18 protein-coding genes are annotated in these 19,236 nt (G+C 72.9%); 8 read left to right on the plus strand and 10 right to left on the minus strand.

Annotated features, from left to right (window positions below; translation table 11 throughout):
- Positions 1–5 precede the first annotated feature (5 nt).
- Positions 6–992, minus strand: a complete 987-nt coding sequence (locus tag AC5RWQ_RS18820; protein ID WP_494284013.1) for a LysR family transcriptional regulator — start codon at positions 990–992, stop codon at positions 6–8.
- A gap of 38 nt (positions 993–1,030) precedes the next feature.
- Here AC5RWQ_RS18820 and AC5RWQ_RS18825 point away from each other — a divergent pair, with 38 nt between their 5' ends.
- Entirely contained in the window at positions 1,031–1,918 is an 888-nt protein-coding gene (locus AC5RWQ_RS18825) for a serine hydrolase (RefSeq protein WP_494284014.1), read from the plus strand.
- 155 nt (positions 1,919–2,073) lie between these two features.
- Positions 2,074–3,048: an MBL fold metallo-hydrolase gene (locus AC5RWQ_RS18830; protein WP_494284015.1), complete on the plus strand. Its 975-nt coding sequence runs from the start codon at positions 2,074–2,076 to the stop codon at positions 3,046–3,048.
- Between the two features lie 54 nt (positions 3,049–3,102).
- Here AC5RWQ_RS18830 and AC5RWQ_RS18835 read toward each other — a convergent pair whose 3' ends face one another.
- The 5 genes from AC5RWQ_RS18835 to AC5RWQ_RS18855 all read right to left on the minus strand — a co-directional run bounded on the left by AC5RWQ_RS18835 (position 3,103) and on the right by AC5RWQ_RS18855 (position 6,114).
- Positions 3,103–3,324 (minus strand): TM2 domain-containing protein, encoded by a 222-nt coding sequence (locus AC5RWQ_RS18835; protein WP_334488012.1) that lies wholly within the window; start codon positions 3,322–3,324, stop codon positions 3,103–3,105.
- 79 nt (positions 3,325–3,403) lie between these two features.
- A complete protein-coding gene (locus tag AC5RWQ_RS18840) occupies positions 3,404–3,943 on the minus strand; it encodes a DUF1697 domain-containing protein (RefSeq protein WP_494284016.1) in 540 nt (179 codons plus the stop codon).
- Positions 3,940–4,662 carry a dienelactone hydrolase family protein gene (locus tag AC5RWQ_RS18845; protein WP_494284017.1) on the minus strand — a complete coding sequence of 241 codons (723 nt, stop codon included), beginning with the start codon at positions 4,660–4,662 and terminating at the stop codon, positions 3,940–3,942. Before AC5RWQ_RS18845 ends, AC5RWQ_RS18840 begins: the two co-directional genes overlap by 4 nt.
- A 100-nt stretch (positions 4,663–4,762) precedes the next feature.
- A complete protein-coding gene (locus AC5RWQ_RS18850; protein WP_494284018.1) occupies positions 4,763–5,185 on the minus strand; it encodes a hypothetical protein in 423 nt (140 codons plus the stop codon).
- Positions 5,182–6,114: a ParA family protein gene (locus AC5RWQ_RS18855; protein WP_494284019.1), complete on the minus strand. Its 933-nt coding sequence runs from the start codon at positions 6,112–6,114 to the stop codon at positions 5,182–5,184. The genes AC5RWQ_RS18850 and AC5RWQ_RS18855 overlap by 4 nt, the downstream gene beginning before the upstream one ends.
- A 120-nt stretch (positions 6,115–6,234) precedes the next feature.
- Between AC5RWQ_RS18855 and AC5RWQ_RS18860 the strand changes: the two genes are divergently transcribed.
- Together AC5RWQ_RS18860 and AC5RWQ_RS18865 are read left to right on the plus strand one after the other, a co-directional pair.
- Positions 6,235–9,669, plus strand: a complete 3,435-nt coding sequence (locus tag AC5RWQ_RS18860) for a helicase-related protein (protein WP_494284020.1) — start codon at positions 6,235–6,237, stop codon at positions 9,667–9,669.
- A 236-nt stretch (positions 9,670–9,905) separates the two neighbouring features.
- Positions 9,906–12,002, plus strand: coding sequence for a hypothetical protein (locus AC5RWQ_RS18865; RefSeq protein ID WP_494284021.1), 2,097 nt, complete (start codon positions 9,906–9,908; stop codon positions 12,000–12,002).
- Positions 12,003–12,063: 61 nt separating this feature from the next.
- On the opposite strand, the gene AC5RWQ_RS18870 is transcribed toward AC5RWQ_RS18865, so the two are convergent.
- Both AC5RWQ_RS18870 and AC5RWQ_RS18875 read right to left on the minus strand, forming a co-directional pair.
- Positions 12,064–13,464, minus strand: coding sequence for an amino acid permease (locus AC5RWQ_RS18870; RefSeq protein ID WP_494284022.1), 1,401 nt, complete (start codon positions 13,462–13,464; stop codon positions 12,064–12,066).
- Positions 13,465–13,489: 25 nt separating this feature from the next.
- Positions 13,490–14,053, minus strand: coding sequence for an SOUL family heme-binding protein (locus AC5RWQ_RS18875; RefSeq protein ID WP_494284023.1), 564 nt, complete (start codon positions 14,051–14,053; stop codon positions 13,490–13,492).
- Positions 14,054–14,207: 154 nt separating this feature from the next.
- On the opposite strand from AC5RWQ_RS18875, the gene AC5RWQ_RS18880 reads away from it, so the two are divergent.
- Together AC5RWQ_RS18880 and AC5RWQ_RS18885 are read left to right on the plus strand one after the other, a co-directional pair.
- Positions 14,208–15,632, plus strand: a complete 1,425-nt coding sequence (locus AC5RWQ_RS18880; protein WP_494284024.1) for an ATP-binding protein — start codon at positions 14,208–14,210, stop codon at positions 15,630–15,632.
- Between the two features lie 88 nt (positions 15,633–15,720).
- Entirely contained in the window at positions 15,721–16,182 is a 462-nt protein-coding gene (locus tag AC5RWQ_RS18885) for a hypothetical protein (RefSeq protein ID WP_494284025.1), read from the plus strand.
- A gap of 97 nt (positions 16,183–16,279) precedes the next feature.
- Here AC5RWQ_RS18885 and AC5RWQ_RS18890 read toward each other — a convergent pair whose 3' ends face one another.
- Positions 16,280–17,065 carry a D-Ala-D-Ala carboxypeptidase family metallohydrolase gene (locus AC5RWQ_RS18890; RefSeq protein ID WP_494284026.1) on the minus strand — a complete coding sequence of 262 codons (786 nt, stop codon included), beginning with the start codon at positions 17,063–17,065 and terminating at the stop codon, positions 16,280–16,282.
- A 313-nt stretch (positions 17,066–17,378) separates the two neighbouring features.
- Here AC5RWQ_RS18890 and AC5RWQ_RS18895 point away from each other — a divergent pair, with 313 nt between their 5' ends.
- Together AC5RWQ_RS18895 and AC5RWQ_RS18900 are read left to right on the plus strand one after the other, a co-directional pair.
- Complete coding sequence (locus AC5RWQ_RS18895) at positions 17,379–18,023, plus strand: DUF6642 family protein (RefSeq protein WP_494284027.1); 645 nt, start codon at positions 17,379–17,381, stop codon at positions 18,021–18,023.
- A 55-nt stretch (positions 18,024–18,078) separates the two neighbouring features.
- Positions 18,079–18,543 carry a PPOX class F420-dependent oxidoreductase gene (locus AC5RWQ_RS18900; RefSeq protein WP_494284028.1) on the plus strand — a complete coding sequence of 155 codons (465 nt, stop codon included), beginning with the start codon at positions 18,079–18,081 and terminating at the stop codon, positions 18,541–18,543.
- Between the two features lie 3 nt (positions 18,544–18,546).
- Here the strand turns inward: AC5RWQ_RS18900 and AC5RWQ_RS18905 are convergent, their stop codons facing one another.
- Positions 18,547–19,188, minus strand: a complete 642-nt coding sequence (locus tag AC5RWQ_RS18905) for an NAD(P)-dependent oxidoreductase (RefSeq protein ID WP_494284029.1) — start codon at positions 19,186–19,188, stop codon at positions 18,547–18,549.
- Between the last annotated feature and the right edge of the window lie 48 nt (positions 19,189–19,236).

Below are 19,236 nucleotides of genomic sequence, written 5' to 3' on the forward strand. Positions count from 1 at the left end.
GGAGATCACGAGCGTAAATTTCCGGGGTCCGACGGCGCGGCGCCGGCCTCGAACAGCACCGGCCACGGCCGGGCCGCCGGCAGGACCGCCGCCGGGGGAGCCGGCTCGTCGGTGGCCAGCACCTCCGCCGCGAGCTGTGCGAACATCGGCGCGGCCGGATGCGGCGAGCGGTCCGGCCAGGCCGCCGCGGTCCGCCGGAGCAGGGGCTGCCCGGCGATCGGTCGCCAGCCGATCCGGGGTTCCCGTCGGGCCAGCGCCGCCGGCTCCAACGCCACCGCGCCGCCGGCGAGCAGCAGACCGAAGATGAACTCCGGATTACGGGCGGGTCGGATCCGACCGGGGGTGAACCCGTACCGGCCGCAGGTCCTGAGGACATGGTCGTACCAGCCGGGGGCGGTGGAGCGGGGCGCGGCCACCAGGTCCAGCCCGGACAGGTCGGCCAGCGCCACCTCGCGCGGCCGGGCCAGCGGCGACGCGCGCGGCAGCAACACCCCCACGGGTACGGCCACCGGCGGCCCGAACCGCAGCCCGGACTCCGGCGCCGGATGGTGCAGCAGCCCCACGTCGAGCCGCCCCTCGGCGAGCATCCGCACCTGCTCGGCGCTGGTCAGCTCGTGCAGGTCCACGTCCAGGCCGGGCGCGGTGGCGGCGAGCCGGTCCAGCAGGGCGCGCAGGATCACCGCCGGGGTCTCCGGCGGCACCCCGGCCCGGAACACCCCCAGCGCCCCCTCGCGGGCCTGGCGCATCAGATGTCGAGCCCGCCGCTCGGCGGCGAGCAGCTCGTCGGCCGCGCCGAGCAGCAGCTGACCGGCGGTGGTCAGCCGGACCTGGCGGCGCGAACGGTCGAACAGCTCCACGGCGAGCTCCCGCTCCAGCCGCCGGATCGACTGGCTAAGCGGCGGCTGTGCCATGCCCAGCGCCTCGGCCGCCCGGCCGAAGTGCAGCTCGCGGGCGACCACCACGAAGTGCCGCAGGTGGCGGAGCAGGTCCACGCCCGGACCCTACGGCAGCCGCCGGTTACGGTGCCGGGGTGGCAGTGCAGGAGCGGATCGCGGAGATCTTCGAACGGGCCGGCGTCACCGGGAGCATGCACGTCGTACCCGTGGACGTTGGCGACGGCCGGGACGTCGCGGTCGCGGCCGACCGCCAGACGGTGATCGCGTCGGTGTTCAAGATCCTCCTGGTGCTGGAGTTCGCCCGGCAGGTCGCGGACGGCCAGCTCGACCCGACCGAGCGGGTCCTGGTGACCGCCGGCGACCGGCTCGGCGGCTGGGGGGTGGCCGGCTGCGCCGACGACGTGGAGATCTCCCTGCGTGACCTGGCCTACCTCAGCATGTCGGTGAGCGACAACACCGCCGCGGACGTGCTGCTGCGCCGGGTGGGCGCGGACGTGCTGCCGATGCTCGCCGCCGAGCTGGAACTACCGCGCACCCGGATCGTGGGCGGACCCCGGCAGCTGGTCGAGACGATGCTCGCCGACGTGGGCGCCCCCACCGAGGCCGACTTCGCGCGGATCTTCCCCACCCTGTCCGACGAGCGGGTCCGGGCCATGCGGGTGCTCGACCCAGGGGCGACCACGTCCAGCACCGCCCGGGAGATCACCCGACTGCTCGGGTTGATCTGGCGGGACGAGGCCGGCCCGGCCACCGCCTGCGCCACCGTCCGCGAGCTGATGTCCCGGCAGCTCTCCTGGACCCGGCTGGCCTCCGGCTTCCCGCCGGGCGTCCGGGTGGCCGCGAAGAGCGGCACGCTGCCCGGGCTGCACCTGGAGGCCGGGGTGGCCGAGTACCCCGACGGTGGGCGGTACGCGATGGCGGTCTTCGCGCGCTCCCGACGGCTCTCCACTCGGCGCATCGACGTCGACCTGGCCATGGGTGAGGCCGCCCGGACCGCGGTGGAGGCCCTGCGGGCCCAATGAATTTCCGCCCGCCCCACCCGTCGGACGGCGGCGCTGAGCTGGCCTGATATCCGGACCGATATCGTCCGTCGACCCGTCCGATCTTGGACGCCCGGCGGCGCGCGGTGGTGGGCTGGGAGCCGTCCAGGTACCACCCATGACGGGGAGGATCCACCATGTCCACACCTCAGCTCGACCGCCGCCGCTTCCTGCGGGACACGGCCGCCGCCACCGCCGCGGTGACCGCCGGCGGGCTCGTCGCCGCCGCCCCGGCACAGGCCGCGCCGGTGCGCGCCGCCGCGCCCGCCGCTCGGCGGCCGGGCGTGGTCAGCTTCCGCTGGTGGGGCACCTCCGGCTGGCGGATCGACATCGGCGGGCGGACCGTGCTGGTCGACCCGTACCTCAGTCGCTTCGACACCGGGCTGTTCCGGGGGGCGTTCGACCCGGCCACCCCGTTGACCGTGGACACCGCCGTGGTCGACCGGTACGCCGACCGGGCCGCCACCGTCCTGGTCACCCACACCCACTGGGACCACTTCGCCGACGTGCCGCACATCGCCGCGCGGACCGGCGCGCGGGTCTTCGGCACGCTCACCGCGTACCACCTGGGGCTGGCGTACGGGATCCCGGCGGGGCAGCTCAGCCCGGTCAGGGGCGGCGAGGTGCTGGAGTTCGGCGACCACACCATCGAGGTGGTCGCCGGCCTGCACAGCCGCAACGCCTCGTACTCGGTCGCCTTCCCCGGGGTGCGGGTCAGCCCGCCGGAGCGGCCGGCCACCATCGCCGACCTGCCGGAGGGGGACACCCTGTCCTACCAGGTCCGGGTGGACGGCGGACCGTCGGTGTTCCTCATGGGGGCCAGCGACTTCGTCGAGCGCAACCTGACCGGCCTGGCGCCCGACGTGGCGATGGTGGCGTTGCCGGCGACCGGCTCCACCGCCGACTACGTGCCCCGGCTGATGGCGGCGCTGGACCACCCGAGGGTCGTGGTGCCGGTGCACTGGGACAACTTCGAGACGCCGCTGGCCAACCCGCCGACCGTCGCGCCCGCCGATCGGAAGCGGCTGGACGACCTGGTGGCCGCCGTACGCCAGGTGTCCCCACGCAGCCGGGTGCTGCTGCCCGAGTACGGCACGGCGTACCACTTCTGACGCCACGGCGGCGGGGCCGGGGTCAGCTGACCCCGGCCCCGCCGTGACGCCGCCTCACTTGGCGAGCGGCTGACCCTGCTTGTCCTTGAAGGAGCCGACCAGGATCAGGATGAAGTCGATCAGCGTCCAGATGCCGAGCCCGCCGAGGGTGATCAGCTGGAGAATGCCGGTGCCGACCTTCCCGGTGTAGAACCGGTGCACGCCGAGCGTGCCGAGGAAGATGCAGAGCACCAGGGTGACGACCCAGGACTTCTGGGTGGTGACGGGAGCAGTCACGACGGTCCTTTCTCAGTGGAGACAGCCGCGGGAGCGTATCGGCGGCCGCCCACCGGAGGCAAGATCGCCCGGGAGACGGTCAGCCCGCGGCCAGGTCCCGCAACGCGCACACCGACTTCCAGTTCCGCGTCGTGGCCACCACGCCGAGTTGCTTCTCCAGGTAGGCGTTGGTGAACTTCGAGCGACCGTACCCGCCGTCGGGGAAGTGCAGGTGGACCTCCCGACCGGCCACGGTGAACTCAACGTTCTCCCCACCCGGCACGGCCAGCGCGGCCACCTTCGACTTCGCCGGCCGCTCCGCCAGGAACGCCACCAGCAGCCGCGTCGGGTCGTCCTGCCGCCCGGCGTACGGGCTGACGTCGATCACCGCGGCCAGCTCGTCGGCCGTACGCACCAGCACCGGCACGGTCAGCCCCAGCTCGTCGGCGATCGCCCGCTCGATCCCCGTCGCCAGCGCGCCCGCGTCGGCCTTGGTGCTGCCGAAGACCACGTTGCCGGACTGGAGGTAGGTGCGTACGTCGTCGTGGCCCAGATCGGCGACCAGGCGGCGCAGGTCGGCCATGGCGATCCGGGTGGTGCCGACGTTCACCCCGCGCAACAGCCCCACGTACCGGTTCACGCCGCCTCCTCAATCAGGTACCGGTCGAAGAAGGTGACGATCCGCCGCCGGGCGTCCGTCGCGGACGGCTCGTGCGGCCCGCCGGTCACCCGCACCAGCGCGTGTCCCAGCCGGGTCAGCTCGCCCGGCCGGTGGTCGTTGAGGAACCCGTGCGCCGCCTCCGGATAGACGGTGACCTCGTGCGGGACGTCGTTGACGGTCAGCGCCGCCGCCAGCTCCGTCGGCGCCGTGCGCAGGCTGCGGTCGCGGGCGCCGAAGCTGCCCACCACCGGGCACGCCCCGGCCAGCAGCCGCTCGGCGTCGCGCGGCAGCCGGCCGTAGTTGACGCTCGACGCGGCGTACCCGCCGGTCGGCGCGAGCTGGAGCGCGAAGCTGCCGCCCATGCAGAACCCGATCACGCCGATCCGGCCGGTGCAGTCGGGTCGCCCGGCGAGCCAGGCCCGGGTCGCGTCCAGCTCGTCGAAGGCCGGGCCGTGCCCCTTCATCAGCGTCCGCAGGGTCGCCGGCACACACCGGGCCAGACCGCCCCGGGAGTACAGGTCCGGCGCCACCGCCAGGTAACCCTCGGCCGCCAGCCAGTCGGCCTGCCGGCGGATGTCCGGCGTCAACCCGAACACGTCCTGCACGACGACCACGCCGGGCCGTGGCCGGTCACCGTCCGGTTCGCTCAGGTACGCGGGCAGCGTCCCCCGAGCCGTCGGGATCTGCACGTCGGGCACGGGGGCCTCCTCGCCGGTCGACGTCAGTCCCCGTCAGCCTAGGTACCCGGGGCCGCCCCCGGAAGCGCCGGGCAGCACCGGCCGCCGTTGCGGATGCCGGTCAGAGCCGGCGGATCGCGGTGGAGTTCAGCCGGAAGCCGATGGTCCGGTCGACGATCCGGTCGACCAGCTCGGCCTTGCGCAGACTCGTCACACCGCGCATCTCCAGGGCCGCCGCGAGGGCCTTCAGGTCCTTGGCGCCCCACGGCGACAGGTACGCCGTACCCTCGTCGCGGTTGTCCATGGTGGCCAGGGCCGCGCGGGCCGCGTCCAGGTCGACCGCCGGCGCGGCGGCCCGGCGGGCGGTCGCGGCCCGCGCCGGGGCCGGTCGGGCCGCGGGGACCCGGGGCGTGTCCGCGCCGAACGGCACCACCGCCAGCCGGGCGCGGCCCTCGGCGAGGTCGGTGACGTCGGCCTCCGGCAGCTCCTGGAGGAACTCGGCGACCCGGGCCAGTACGGCGAGGGAGAGCTTCGCGTCGGTCATGCCGCCGCCCTTTCCGGCTGAAGGAGGTCGAGGAACTCGGTGGTGAGCTGGCGCAGCTCGTCGCGGACCACGGGCACGGTGACCCGGTCGCGCAGCACCACCGGTACCCCGCGCGGGGTGTTGCTGGCGAAGAGGCTGACGTTCTCCCGCAGTGCGGTGGGAAAGACCGGCAGGCCGAGGGCGCGGACGTTGTCCATGTAGCCCTGGTGGGCGCTGATCGGCCGCTGCGACATCAGCTGAATCATGGTGAACACCACCCCGGCGATGTCCGGGGCGACCTTGTGGTGCCGGCGGCTGGTGGCGAACCGCCGGGCGTCGGCGTTGTACTGCTCGACCAGCTCCTGCACGTTGCCGTAGAGGTAGTCGATGCCCAGGGTGGACAGGTAGTCGGCCTTCGCGGGGATGACCAGGTGGTCGCTGGCGATGATCGCCGACTGGGTGACCACGTTGAAGTTGGGCGGGCAGTCGATCAGCACCAGGTCGTAGCTGTCCAGCGCGTCGTCGTGCAGTCCCTCGGCCAGCGAGCCGCGGACCCGGAACAGCTCCGCGTCGTACTCGTCGCCGTTGGCCACGCCGCGGGCCAGCGCCAGGTCGATGTCGATCAGTTGCAGGTGGGAGGCGATCAGGTCGAGCCGGCCGGGGCCGCTCAGGTGCGCGTTGACCGGGCCGGGGGTGACCACCAGCTCGCCGAGGCGCACCGCCGGGGCGTCCCCGCGCAGGCCGTCGTACCAGCGCTTCACGGTCCGCTCGTCGCGCAGCCGCTCGCGCCAGTCGTCCGGGTCGTAGAAGCTGAACGTCAGGCTGGTCTGCGGATCGAGGTCGATCAGCAGCACCTTCATCCCCCGGTTCGCCAGCTCGGCGCCGAGGTTGGCGGTCACGGTGGTCTTGCCCACCCCGCCCTTGTAGTTGATCACCGACACGACGTACACCGACGGCACCTCCCCAGACCGGGAACGGTAGCGGTCGCCGCCCCCGCGCGTCAGCCCGGTCGCGGTCCGTCCGGCGGCGACGGGACGGCCGGATTCCGGCCGGCGTGATAGCAAGTCCGGATGCTGCCGCTCGAAGAACTCGCCGCCGGCGCCGCCGTGACGGGCATCGTCCCCGATGGACCGGCGGAGCTGATCGCGGTCACCGCGATCGGTGCGGACACCGTCCGGGTGGTCTACCGCACCGCCGGCGGGCAGCTCGGCGAGCAGATCCTGATGCGCGGCAACGAACCGGCCCTCGACCTGGTGGTCGCCGAGCGGACCCCGTTCGACGCCGACGCCGAGGAGTTCAAGCTGGCCGCCGAGGCGCTGCGGCTGCGCGCCGCCGCACACATCGACCCGATGCTCGCCGTCACCAGCAGCGATCTGGAGCCGCTGCCGCACCAGATCGAGGCGGTCTACGGCCACCTGCTGGACCGGGTGCCGCTGCGTTTCCTGCTCGCCGACGACCCGGGCGCCGGCAAGACCGTGATGGCCGGCCTCTACGCCAAGGAGCTGATGCTCCGCGGCGACCTGTCCCGCTGCCTGATCGTGGCCCCCGGCGGCCTGGTCGAGCAGTGGCAGGACGAGCTGTACGACAAGTTCGCCCTACGCTTCCAGCTCCTCACCACCGAGCTGGCCCAGGCGGTGCCGCGCGGCGAGAACCTCTTCGCCGGCCACCCGCTGCTGATCGCCCGGATGGACCAGCTCGCCCGCAGCGAGCGCTGGCTGGCCGCCCTCGCCGAGAGCCGCTGGGACCTGGTGGTGGTCGACGAGGCGCACCGGATGTCCGCGCACTACTACGGCCGGGAGGTCTCCGCGACCCGCCGCTACCAGCTCGGCGAGCGGCTCGGCGAGGTCGCCGACAACCTGCTGCTGATGACCGCCACCCCGCACGCCGGCAAGGAACGCGACTTCCAGCTCTTCCTCAACCTGCTCGACCCGGACCGGTTCGAGGGGCGCTACCGGGAGGGCGAGCACGACACCGGCGCCGACGGGCTGATGCTGCGCCGGGTCAAGGAGGAGCTGCTCACCCTCTCCGGCACGCCGCTCTTCCCGCCCCGGCGGGCGTACACCGTGCCGTACCAGCTCTCCGCCGCCGAGGCGGAACTGTACGAGGCGGTCACCGCGTACGTGCGGCAGGAGTTCAACCGTGCCGACACGCTCAGCGGGGCGCGGGGCAACACTGTCGGCTTCGCGCTGACCGTGCTGCAACGCCGGCTCGCCTCCAGCCCCGAGGCGATCCTGCGCTCGCTGCGCCGCCGGGCCGCCCGGCTGGCGGAGCGGCTGCGCGAGGCCGAGACCCGGCCGGCCGCGCTGGGCGGCGCCGCCGGCGGCCCGGTCGACCTCGACGAGGCGTACGACGACTTCCCGAGCGCCGAGCGCGAGCAGCGGGAGGAGGAGGTGGTCGACGCCGCCACCGCCGCCCGCTCGGCCGAGGAGCTGCGGCACGAGATCGGGGTGCTGCATCAGCTGGTGGCGCTCGCCGAGCGGGTCCGGCAGTCGGGCACCGACCGGAAGTGGACCGAGCTGGCCGGACTGCTGCGCGGGGCTCCGGAGATCGCCACCCCGGAGGGGCCGCGCAAGCTCATCGTCTTCACCGAGCACCGGGACACCCTCGGCTACCTCTGCGACCGCATCGGCGAGCTGCTGGGCCGCCCCGACGCGGTGGTCGCCATCCACGGCGGGATGGGCCGGGACGCCCGGCGGGCCGTCCGGGCCCGGTTCGCCGGCGAGCCGGACTGCCTGGTGCTGGTCGCCACCGACGCGGCGGGGGAGGGGCTCAACCTCCAGCAGGCCCACCTGATGGTCAACTACGACCTGCCGTGGAACCCGAACCGGCTGGAGCAGCGCTTCGGCCGGATCCACCGCATCGGCCAGCGGGAGATGTGCCACCTGTGGAACCTGGTCGCCGCGAACACCCGGGAGGGCGAGGTGTTCCAGCGGCTGCTGGCGAAGCTGGAGGAGCAGCACGCCGCCCTGCGCGGGAAGGTCTTCGACGTGCTCGGCGAGGCGTTCGAGGGCGAGCCGCTGCACCGGCTGCTGCTCGACGCGGTCCGGCACGGCGAACGGCCCGAGATTCGTGACCACCTGCGCCAGGTGATCGACGCGCGGGTCGGTGAGGCGGCCGCGCGACTGCTCGACGAGCGGGCCCTGCACGCCGACCTGCGCGGCGGCGCCGACGCCCGGCGTACCCGGGTGGACCTGGAGGAGGCGCGGGCCCGCCGGTTGCAGCCGTACTACGTGGAGGGCTTCTTCCGGGACGCGTTCGCCCGGGCCGGCGGGCGGCTGGCGGTCCGGGAGGCCGGCCGGTACGCCGTCCCCGACGTGCCCCGGGCGGTGCGCGAGCGGCGCACCCGGACCGCGCCGATCCCGCTGCGCTACGAGCGGGTCTGCTTCGACCGGGCGGCCACCCGGCTCGACGGCCGGCCGACCGCCGAGCTGCTCGCCCCCGGCCACCCGCTGCTCGACGCGGTGGTCGCCCACACCCTCGACCGGTACGCCCCGGCGCTGGAGCGCGGCGCGGTGCTGGTCGACCGGCTCGACCGGGGCGAGGAGCACCGGCTGCTCGTCGCGGTGGGCGAGGAGGTGGTGGACAGCCGCGACCGGGTGGTGGCCCGGCGGTTCGGCTACCTGGAGCTCTGGCCCGACGGCCGGCACCGGGACGGCGCGGCGCCCTTCCTCGACTACGCCGCCCCGGAGGCCGCCGAGCAAGGCGTGGTGGCGCATGTGCGCGGCTCGGGCTGGCCGGCCGACGCCCGCGAGGTGGCCGAACGCTGGGCCACCGGCCAACACCTGCCCGACTGGTACGCCTCGGTCAGCGCCCGCCGCCGGGAGCTGGTCGAGCGGACCCGGGGGCAGGTGCGCGACCGGCTCGACCGGGAGATCGCCCACTGGCGCGCCGAGGCCGACCGGCTCGCCGGGCAGCTCGTGCCGGACGCCAGCGTCCGGGAGAAGCGCCGGCACGCCGAGCAGCGGGTCGGCGAGCTGACCGGCCGCCGGGAGCGGCGGCTGGCCGAGCTGACCGCCGAGGCGCACACCCAGGCCCGGCCGCCGTCGGTGGCGGCGCTGGCGCTGGTGCTGCCGCAGGGGCTGGTCGACCGCCTCCTCGGCCGGACGGTGAGCGTCCCGGACACCACCGAGGCGGAGCGCCGGGCGGTCGAGGCGGTGCTGCGGGCGGAGCGCGCGCTGGGCCGGGAGCCGGAGCTGATGGCGCACCACAATCCGGGCTACGACATCCGCTCCACCGACCCGGACGGGCACCTGGTGCACATCGAGGTGAAGGGGCGGGAGCCGGGCGCGGCGGACTTCTTCGTCACCAACCGGGAGATCCGGGTGGGCCAGAACGCCGGTGACTACCGGCTGGCCCTGGTCGAGGTGGACCCCGACCGGCGCCCCGGCTCCGAGGAGGTGCGCTACCTGCGCCGGCCCTTCGCCGACGAGAAGGTTTCCGCGCTGGTGAGCCGGGTGCAGTTCAAGTGGGCCGACATGTGGCAGCGCGGCGGCGTGCCGTCCTGATCCCCGTCCGGGACGGACTGTGTCTCGCGTTCGTGACAAACCTGTGACCCGGCAGGGGGTTCGCATCCACTGTCGCAAGTGGTTGCCTGAAGGCAACATTCCCCTGATCAGCGACCGTATGGCCGCAGTGTCCAGGGCGCGAGAGTGTTACACCGACGGCGGTGGCCGGAGCTGATCACCGCCCTCCTTCAGGAGGCATCCGCGTGCGAATGAGACGACCGAGTCGGATCGCGGCCATGGTGGCGAGCGTGACCGCGCTCGCCTTCACGGCCTCGGCCCCGGCGAGCGCCAACGACCACGAGAACCTTCCCGGCGAACCGACCATCACGCTGCCGATCAACGACAGCGCAGCCGGCGGCACGTACCAGCAGGACTTCACCCGGGTGTACGCCAACACCACCCCCGACGGCACCCCGGTCTACATCTACGTCCCGGTCGGCACCCCGCTCAACGGCACCGCGCCGACCGGCGTGGCCAGCCTCGACCCGCAGTTCGACCACAACCCGGCCGACGAGTTCACCCCGTGCGCCACCGCCACGGCGGCGCAGTTCACGCTCACCCAGGCGCAGATCAACTACGTCGGCGACAAGCTGGCGAACCAGATCGTCGCGGTGGACGAGGAACACTTCGGCCCGATGGACGCCGCCGACCCGGACGAGCCGGCCAGCGACTCGCTGGTGATGGTGCTCTACAACATCCAGGACGACGCGTACTACGACTGCGCGGTCAACTCGTACACCGCCGGGTACTTCGCGCCCGACTTCATCGAGACCAACGGCATGAACGTGATCGTGGTCGACGCCCTCGACTGGGCCAACCGGGTCGGCCCGAACACGTCGCCGTGGCGCGACGCCAACCCGGCCAACGACCGCCCCGAGCTGTACGAGGGCACGGTCGCCCACGAGCTGGAGCACCTGCTGCACAACTACAGCGACCCGGGCGAGCTCTCCTGGGTCGACGAGGGGCTGGCCGACTTCGCCATCTTCCTCAACGGCCTGGACGCCGGCGGCTCCCACCTCAGCAATCACCAGGTCTTCTACGAGGAGACGTCGCTGACCCGCTGGGGCGGCAGCCTGGCCAACTACGGCGCCGCGTTCACCTACTTCCAGTACCTGTGGGAGCAGGCCGGCGGCAACGGCGACGGCACCTACACGCCGGACAAGCAGTACGACGGTAGGGCCGGTGACCTGCTGATCAAGATGATCTTCGAGGAGCAGGCCGACGGCATGACCGGTGTGCAGAACGCCATCGACGACTTCAACGCGCTGCCCGGCCCGGACCTGCGCAGCGCGGCGGACCTGTTCCGCGACTGGTCGGTGGCGGTCTACCTGGACGACGAGGACTCGCCGATCTACGACATCAAGGCCTTCGACTTCGGCAACCCGGCCGACACGTCGTGGACCATCGACATCGCCGACGACGTGTTCTGGGGCGGCCGGGGCAGCTACAACGGCGCCACCCCGGACGCCAAGTGGGCCCGGCTGAAGAACCGGCCGGACACCACCGCGGTGCCGTTCGGCATGTCGGTCGAGCGGTTCCGCAACCCCGGCCCGACCGTCGCGCTGACCTTCGCCGGCGACGCGCAGACCGTCATCGCCCCGCACAGCGCCCCCGACCACTGGTACGCCGGCTACGAGAGCCAGTCCGACAACATCCTCAACGTCGACACCGCCGCCCCGGTCACCTCGCTGGACTTCTGGAGCTGGAACTTCATCGAGGAGGGCTGGGACTACGGCTTCGTCGAGGCCCAGGTCGGCGGCAACTGGGTCACCGTGCCGCTGCGCAACGACGCCGGACAGGTCGTCACGACCAACGAGGACCCGCACGGCAACAACACCGAGGGCAACGGCCTGACCGGCACCTCGGGCGGCGAGTACTTCGTGGACGACCCGGAGTACGTGCACCTCACCGCGGTCCTGCCGACCAACACGACGGACGTGCGGTTCCGGTACTCCACCGACGCCGCGTACCTGGACACCGGCTGGTTCGTGGACGACGTCCGGGTCAACGGCGCCGCCGCGACGCTCTCCTCCCCGGCCGGGGACTGGTTCCTTACCGACGGTGTGCAGGACAACAACTGGACCGTGCAGATCGTGGCCCACTGCGACCTGACGCCGGGCACCACCTCGGCGGGGGAGACCACCGACGGTGCGGGCAACTGGGTCTACCGGTTCACCGGGGACCAGTTCGCCCGCAGCGGCTTCAACACGAAGTGTGCCAACGGCAACCAGGACGACTTCGCCGTCCTGATCTCCAACCTGCCGACCGGTGACCTCACCTACCTGGACGCGGACTACACGTTCCGGGTGACGAACACCGGCAACAAGAAGTAGGTCGTACCACCACCGGGTGGGCCCGCGCCGCACGTCGGCGCGGGCCCACCGCCCGTACGCCTCAGGACCGGCGCCCGCCGCGGTCGGCCAGCGCCGAGCGCCGGTAGCCGTAGAGCGCGTAGATCGCCGCGCCGATCACGAACCAGACCGCGAACCGCAGCCAGGTCACCCGGTCGAGGTAGGTGATCAGCCAGACCGAGAAGACCGCGCCCAGCGCCGGCACCACCGGCATGCCGGGCAGCCGGAACGTGCGAGGCGTCTCGGGGTGGCGGTAGCGCAGCACGATCACCGCGATGCAGACCACCACGAAGGCCAGCAGGATGCCGATGTTGGTCAGCTCCGCCGCCTGCCGGATCGGCAGGAAGCCGGCGATCAGCGCCGAGCCCGCTCCGACGATCCAGGTGACCCGGGTCGGCACCCGCCGCACCGGGTGGACCTTCGCGAACCAGGCCGGCAGCAGGCCGTCCCGGCTCATCGAGAACCAGACCCGGGTCACCCCGAGCATGAAGGTGAACATCACCGTCAGGATCCCGATGATCGCGCCGACCGCGATCACGCTGGCCAGCCCGGAGAGCCCCACCGAGGCGAACGCGGAGGAGAAGCCGCTCTCCGGGTCGATCTCCCGGTAGTTCTGCATGCCGGTGAGGACCAGGGTGGCCAGCACGTACAGCACCATCGAGATGACCAGCGACCAGATGATCGCCTTGGGCATGTGCCGGCGGGCGTCCTTCGACTCCTCGGCGGCGGTGCTCATCGCGTCGTACCCGAAGACGGCGAAGAAGACGGTGGCCGCGCCGGTGAACGCCCCGCTGAGGCCGAACGGGAAGAACGGCGAGTAGTTCGCCGTCTTCACGTGGAAGAAGCCGACCACGATGACCAGCAGCACCACCGCCACCTTCAGCCCGACCACGAACGTCTCGAACCGGGCCGCGGTTTTGATGCCCAGCGTCAGCAGGAACGCGATGAGCAGGCAGAGCACCACGGCGAAGAGGTCGACCACGTGCCCGTCGCCGGTGCCGGGGGCGCCGAGCATCCAGGCCGGCAGCTCCGCGCCGAGCTCGCCGACGAGGAAGCTGAAGTAGCCGGAGATACCGATGGCCACCACCGCGACGATCGCGGTGTACTCCAGCAGCAGGTCCCAGCCGATGAACCAGCCCACCGCCTCGCCGAGCACCGCGTAGCCGTAGGTGTAGGCCGAGCCGGCCTTCGGGATCATGCCGGCGAACTCGGCGTACGACAGCGCGGCGGCCGCGCTGGCCAAACCGGCGATGAGGAACGACACCAGTACGGCCGGCCCGGCCGTCTCGTTGGCCACCGCCCCGGCCAGGGCGAAGATGCCGGCGCCGATGATGCCGCCCACGCCGATCGCGGTGAGCTGCCACAGCCCGAGCGAGCGGGACAGCCCCTCCTCGGTCTCGTCCTCGATGGCCTCGACAGGTTTCCGGCGGAACATCCCGCTCATCGAGGACCCCCTTCTCCTCGGCCGGTCACTCGACGACCGGGAGCACCACCTCGTTGTGGCGCAGGAACCAGGGCTTCCAGGGTGGGTCGAAGCGGGCGTACCGGATCGCGCCGGTCGGTTGCAGGCCGACGGCGGTGACCGCCCGGCCCAGCGCGGTGGCCCGCTCGCCGAACGACCTCTCGGTCCACCGGCCGGAGAAGCGCATCGCCGCGGCGAGCTGATCGGGAATCTCCCGGACGGTGATCCGTGGGTCCTCCGGCTCGGGCGCGGTGGCCGCGGTGAGCTCCGCCGGCAGCACGAAGCGGACCAGCCAGCAGTCGATCTGGTCGGCCTCTTCCTGCACGACCGGCGCGGTCATCGCGATCTTCTCCGGCCGGGCCGGCTCCTGGACCACCGGCGCGGTCATGTTCACCCGACGTCGGGACCGGTTGGCGCCGGAAATGTACGCGGCCAGCGGCCGGAACGCGGCGTTGCCCGCCCCGACCAGGTCCCCGGCGACCCGCAGCTCGGCGACCAGGTGGGCCGGATACCGGCGCAGCTCGAAACCGGGGTGCCGGTCCACCACCCGGTACGGCTGCTGCTCGGTCATCGGCACGCTCCCCGGCGAGTGGACTCTTCTCCTCACGCTACCGCCCGGCACCGGTTTCCTCCCCGGGAAGCGGATCGTCCGGGTCCTGGACGCTCAAGCGAGGGGTACAATCATTTCTGGTTGTATCGCGAATGAAAGTATCGGCGGTGAGCGCGTGGACGGATTCGTCGGCCGTGCCCGAGAGCTGGCCAGCCTCGACGGCATGCTGAGCAAGGTGAGACGGGGTGGCCGGGCCGGGCGACCCGGGCGCGCCCTCTTGATGCGCGGACGGCGGCGGGTCGGCAAGTCCCGGCTGGTGGAGGAGTTCGTCGCGCGGGCGGGGGTGCCACATCTGTTTTTCACCGCGTCCGCGCAGCCCACGGTCGCCGCCGACCTCGCCCTCTTCGTCGAGGCGGCCGCCGGCTCGGACCTGCCTGGCGCCCACCTCTTCGCCGGCCAACGCCCGGCGACCTGGGACGCCGCCCTCACCCTGCTCGCCGGCGCGCTGCCGACCGACCGGCCCAGCGTGGTCGTCCTCGACGAGCTGCCGTACCTGATCGCCACCGATCCCGGCTTCGAGGGCACCCTGCAGAAGGTGTTCGACCGGGAGCTGTCCCGGCTGCCGGTGCTGCTCGTCTGCGTCGGCTCCGACCTGGCCATGATGGAGGCGCTGAACGACTACGGCCGACCGTTCCACCAGCGGGCCACCGAGATGGTGATTCCGCCGCTCAGCCCGGCCGACGTGCGGGACATGCTGGGCGTCTCCGCCGCCGACGCGTTCGACGCCTACCTGGTCTCGGGTGGTCTGCCGTTGGTCCTCGACGAGTGGCCCACCGGCGCGTCGGTGCCCGACTACCTCGCCGACGCCGTCACCGACCCGACCTCGGCCCTGCTGGTCAGCGCGGAACGGGCGCTCGCGGCCGAGTTTCCCCCGCAGTCCCAGGCCGGGCTGGTGCTGCGGGCCATCGGCTCCGGGGAGCGGACCTTCACCCTCGTCGCGCGGGCCGCCGGCGATCTGCCACAGGCCTCCCTCAATCGTGCGCTGCGGCTGCTGGTCGCCAAGCGCATCGTCGAGGTGGCCACCCCGCTCTCCACCCGGCCGTCCCGCGAGACGCGCTACACGGTCGCCGACCCCTACCTGCGGTTCTGGCTGTCGTTCCTCGGCCCCCACCTGCCCGAGATCGAGCGGGGGCGGGGCGACCTCACCCTGGCCCGGATCATGACGTCGTGGACGTCCTGGCGGGGACGGGCGGTCGAGCCGGTGGTGCGGGAGTCGCTGCGTCGGCTGCCCGCCGGCGACCTGCCCGCCGACACGAACGTCGTCGGCGGCTACTGGACGCGTACCAATGATCCGGAGATCGACCTGGTCGGCGCCGACCGATCCCCGGTCGCCCGCCGGATCACCTTCGTCGGGTCGGTGAAGTGGTTGGAGAGTCGGCCGTTCGGCGCCCACGACCTGGGGCGGCTCGCCGTGCACCGCGCGTTGCTGCCCGGCACCGACGAGCGCACCGACCTGGTCGTGGTGTCCCGCAGCGGCACCGCCGTGGACGGTGTGCGGGTCGTGGGGCCGGAGGAGCTGCTCACCGCCTGGCGGGATTGAACTTCTGCCGGTCACGGTCCGTACCAATGCCTGAGGATGCGCTGCGGCGATTCCGCCGCTGACGCTGCCGAGCTGCGGGAGGCCTACCGTGCGAGTTGGTGAGCAGTCGACGGATCCCATCGATCAGATTCTTGGCGAGGTGCCGGTGCCGGCGCCGTTGACGCCCGAGGACGTCCGGCTCGCGGTCCGGGCGGTGGTGGTGCACGCCGCCGAGGAGTGGCCCAACGGGCCGCTGTGCCGCAACGACGGCGCGACGTACCCGTGCCGGCTGCACCGCTGGGGCCGGCGGGTGCTCGAGACGCACGGGCTCAACGAGCGCCAGATCGACGCGCTGGTCCGGCACGGCAACCCGTTCGTGCACGTGCCGTTCCCCTTCACGTACACCAGCGCCGCTGCCCCGGCGCGGACCGACCGGCCCACCGTCTATCCGACCCGCGGCCAGACCGGCCGGGCCGCCGCACCGGGGATCCGGCCCGCCATCCGGCCCGGCGGTCCCGGACGGCCGGTGGCGCCCCCCGCCACCGTGCCGCGCTGGCCCCGGGCGAGCTGAGCGGAGGTACGACCGCCGGCGTCGCCCGGGTGCCACGAGGTCGGCCCGGCCCCGGGATTCCCCTCCCCGGGCCGGGCCGGCACCGACGCTCCCCGGTTCACCCGCCGGAGGCCACCCCGCAGTCCGGGGCGGACCAGCTGGTCCGGTTCGCCGTGCGGTCGTTGTTGTTCTCCCGCCGGGAGTCCACGTGCACGTGGTCGTCGTGGCCGGGGTAGCCCGGGCCGTAGATGCCGCTGAACCCGTGGCTGCGCGCGCTGCCGGCGATCTGGCACAGCGACCGCGACGGGGAGGTCACGTCCGCGGCGGTGCCGTAGAGGTGCTGGCTGTCCGACGCGCCGCCGACCTGCCGGTTGCAGGCCGAGCTGCGGAAGCCGCTGTTGACGTAGAGCGGCCGGTCGCCCAGCCCGCGCCGGAGCGCCTCCAGCTTCCACATGGTGCGTACCGCGTTGGCCTTCGTCTGGCTCGCCGTGAGCGGGCCCCCGCTCCACCCGCCCTGGCCGCAGCCGCCGTCCAGCTCGCCGTAGTTGAAGTGCGCCGGCGTGCAGTCGTTGTCCTGGAGCTGGTAGAGCTTGTTGAACGTCTGCGGCCCGGCGACGCCGTCGCCGCTGAGCCCGTATGCGGCCTGGAACCGGCGTACGGCGGCGGCGGTCTCCGGTCCGTAGACCCCGTCGATCCGGACGATCCCGCCGGTGCCGGCCCAGCCGGCGACCCGGATCTGCAACTGGCGGACGTCCGCCCCGGAGCGCCCCTGGTAGAGGTTGCGCTGCCAGGTGTAGCAGCCGTCGGCGTGGGCCGCTGGTGCGGCGACCACCGTCGCGATCGCGGCCCCGGGCAGTGCCAGGGCGAACGCGACGAGTGCCCGTTTCAGGGTATGTACGCGCACAGAAGTCCTCCCGATAGGAGAGCGATTGGGGTGGGACCGGGACATCGACCGGGACGTCCCGCGGTTTCCACCCTGACACCTTCGGGACGGGTTGGTGACGATAAAAGAGAATTGTCCTCGCGATTGACGGTGGCTGGGCATCGCCTGTGAATTAGGGCGAATTGCGAGACGCCCATCCGTGACAGGAAGAACGTCGGCCCGCAGTCGGGCACGGAATTCGTGAAATGGCGACAAAGGGCTGGCCAGGGCCCCGGGGTGTGTCGCTCGGCCGTCCCGTACCGGTAACGTCGGCGCGGGTACGGGGGAGGTGGACGTGGCGCGTGGTGGCGTCTTCTGCGTCGAGGGGCAGTGGCACCGGGATCTCAACGAGCGCGGCTCGGTGCTGCCCACGCTGGAACTCCTCGAACGGCTCGGTCGGATCCGGTTCATCCACAAGGACGCCGCGACCCGTGACGAGCTCTTCTACTTCCTCGACCGCTGGCTGCTCAAGCAGTACGCCGACTACCGCGTCGGGTTCTTCGCCATGCACGGCGAACCGAGCCGGCTCTGCCTCACCGACTGGGATTCGGTGGAACTCGCCGACGTGGCCGAACGGATGGCCGGCCGCTGTGAGGGCCGCCGGCTCTATTTCGGCAGCTGCTCGGTGCTGCGCGCCCCGGACGCCGCGCTGCGCCACTTCCTCGACGTGACCGGAGCGGCCCTGATCTGCGGTTTCACCCGCGAAGTCGACTGGGTCGAATCGGCCGCCTTCGAAACCGTGCTGCTCGACGTGCTCGCCAACGGCCAGCGTCACAACGCCGCCGAGCTGCGCATGGGCTCGGCGCACTGGGCGCCGCTGGCGGCGTACCTCGGCTTCCGGGTGATCTACGCCAACGGCCGCGCCTGGCGGCCGACCGCCCGGCCCCGGGTCCCCGCCCAGACCGACGCCGGCCGGGTCGCGGGCCGGGCGGCCCGGTGAGCGCCGCCGCGGCCCACCGTCCGGCGGCGGCCCGACGGCCTGGTAGAACCGTGGCATGGCACGCAGCATCGCGAGCAACACCCGGGTCGACCGGGACGCCCTGATCGACTTCATCCGGCCCCGGCACAAGGTCCTGCTCATCACCACCCGGGCCGACGGTCGCCCGCAGACCTCACCGGTCTCCTGCGGCGTCGACGCGGCGGGCCGACTGGTGATCTCCACCTACCCGGAGCGGGCCAAGGTGGCCAACATCCGGCGCGATCCACGGGTCTCCGCCTGCGTGCTCTCCGACGACTGGAACGGTCCCTGGGTGCAGGTCGACGGCACCGCCGAGGTGCTCGACCTGCCGGCGGCGTTGGAGCCGCTGGTGGAGTACTTCCGCAGCATCTCCGGCGAGCACCCCGACTGGGACGAGTACCGGGAGGCGATGACCCGGCAGGGCAAGTCGTTGATCCGGGTCACCGTCGAGCGGTGGGGCCCGATCGCCACCGGCGGCTTCCCGGCCCGGCTGGCGGACTGACCCTCAGTACGCCGCGGTGAAGCGCATGTTCTCGAAGCGCGGGTCCTCGATCTCGTCCACGATCGCCACGGCCAGGTCCTCGTAGGTCAGCACCGAGCGCCCCTGGTCGTCGGCGACCGGGTGCTCGGTGCCCGTGCGGTAGCTGCCCGTGCGCTCGCCCGGGTGGAACTCCACCGGCGGCGGCGAGAGGTACGTCCAGGTCACCCCGTCGGCCGAGGAGCGGTAGAGGGCCAGCGCGTCGGCCTGGCCCAGCGCCGAGTCCCGGTACTCGTCGGGGAACTCCGGCTCGTCCAGGAACCGGGTGTCCTTCGACGTCAGCAGGGTGGCGCCGCCGCCCACGTGGATGATCCGGGGTGGGTTCGGCAGGTCCCGCAGCACGGTCACCAGGTTCTCCGCCGCGTCCCGCCAGAGCGCCCGCTCGCCGCCGCCGATCGCCACCACGATCACGTCGGTTTCCGGGGCCAGCTCCCGTACGCTCTGCGCCGACGTCGCGTCCCCGGTCACCACCTTCACCCCGGTGGGCAGCCAGGTGACCGACTCCGGGCGGCGGACCGCCGCGGTGACCCGGTGCCCCCGACCGGCCGCCTCGGCGACGATCCGCGCGCCCGCGGTGCCGCCGGCGCCGTACACCACCACGTTGCTCATGCCGGCACTCCGCTGCGCTCCGTGCCGCCATGAGGCACCACCGCGCTG

This window comes from Micromonospora sp. BS32 (assembly GCF_059089345.1).